The organism is Alkalibaculum bacchi, assembly GCF_937875145.1.
Lineage (GTDB): Bacteria > Bacillota > Clostridia > Eubacteriales > Alkalibacteraceae > Alkalibaculum > Alkalibaculum bacchi_A.
Map to the genome: position 1 here is coordinate 1 of NZ_CALNCS010000261.1, position 1,895 is coordinate 1,895.

Here is a 1,895-nt window from a genome sequence, read left to right on the forward strand (position 1 = left end):
GATAACAGTGTTCGTCGAGATCGATATCCGTAAATCCAAGATCTCTCATTTCAGTTTCAAGATCACGGGCAAAATCCCACTGAGCCTGGCTGCTAGGTGTGGTTTCACACTTAGGATCCGAACCCGTTGGATAAGCAGTGTATCTTATTAACCTTTCGTATGCTCTCATTATAATCACCCCCAACTAAAAAAAGCACAATGCATGTAGTATATCTTTTCCAGATAGTCCATATCATAGGCCGATCGCAGGTATCCCTCAACACTATTCCATAATCGTTTGCTGTTGAATTCATGATCCACGAAACGTATCGGACATATCGTTTTATTGCGCCCATTTGCAACAGCTTTAGGATTGTGTCCGTATAATGGTGTAAAAGAGAGAATTGGAGAGATCAAAAAAATATAGAGCCAAATGCTCCACTTTCAAGTATAATTGAAATTGAAAATATAACTAAAACTTGGAGGTAAAGCAAAATGGCTCAATTAAATGTTACACTAAATCAGGAAGAAATGCTACAACTTTTATCAGAAAATCGAGAAGGTGCATTCGCAGAACTGCTGCAGAACAACTTGAACAGTATCCTGCTTGCGGAATCTGAAGCTCAACTGCATGCTAAACCGTATGAACGCACTGAGGAACGACAGGACAGCAGAAACGGCATGCGTGAGAAAGATCTGGTAACAAGGATAGGCAAGATAACCCTCAATGTACCAAGACATAGAAATGTCCCATTCAAATCAATGATATTTGACAACTATACTCGTAGCGAGGCCTCTCTGATCACTACTATGGCAGAGATGGTGGTAGCGGGCGTATCCACCAGAAAGGTGTCGCGAGTAATGGAAACATTGTGCGGACAGTCATACTCAAAGTCGACTGTATCTGAGGTCTGCAAGGATCTGGACAAGAATGTCGAAGAATTCCGGACACGTCAGATAGCAGAACCATACCCGTTCGTTATCGTAGATGGAACATATCTCAAAGTGCGAGAAAACCACCATGTGATCTCAAAGCCACTAATGATTGCCATCGGCATAAGCGCTGACGGACGCAAGACAGTGCTTGGGTTTGACTACTATGAAAACGAAAGCAAAGAGACATGGACAGACTTCCTGCAGAGTTTAAAGAACAGAGGTCTTGATAATATAAAAGTGATCACGTCCGATGCACACGAAGGGATAATATTTGGTGTCCACAAAGTTTATCCAAATGTGCCGTGGCAGAGATGCCATTATCATTTCACTAAAAACATAGTCGAGAAAGCGCCTAAGAAATATCAGATAGGTCTGAGATCAGAGCTGCGTGAAATGTTTACTAAGGACACTCTTGATGAGGCAACGCAAAGGCGAGATGAGATAATCAAGGATTACAGCGATGTAGCGCCTGATGCAATCAAGTGTCTGGACGAAGGATTTGAAGACTCTATGACGGTAATGGGGCTGCCTGAAGGGGTACGAAAAGTGATACGAACATCAAACCACATAGAGAGGCTGAATGGCGAAGTCAAACGCAGATCAAAAGTAATCGGCATATTCCCAAACTCAGCTTCAGTGATCAGACTTATGGGAAGTGTACTGATGGAAGAAAATGAAAAATGGGGTTATACGAGAAGGCTATTTTATTCAAAAGCATACAATGCCATCAAAGAAACTGACTATCAAGAGTTGATTAAAATAGCAGAGAAACAACAGAAAATGCTTAAAGCAGCATAAAGGTAGTTTGATATATGCTTGAAAGTGAATTTACACACAAATATGGACTTGACCATTTCAACGATTGTCCTCGCACTTATCAGCTGCTGTAGCGGGGAAAAGGTGCGTTTAAGGTCTAATCAGATAACATATATTTCCAATTATGGATAACATACCTAGCAGGGCGCACCTTGACATCTTGA

The 1,895-nt window shown here is 41.6% G+C and carries 1 protein-coding gene; it reads left to right on the top strand.

Annotated elements, in window-relative coordinates; genetic code table 11:
* Positions 1–474: 474 nt before the first annotated feature.
* Positions 475–1,713 (top strand): IS256 family transposase, encoded by a 1,239-nt coding sequence (locus Q7P22_RS14760; RefSeq protein ID WP_133529402.1) that lies wholly within the window; start codon positions 475–477, stop codon positions 1,711–1,713.
* Positions 1,714–1,895 lie beyond the last annotated feature (182 nt).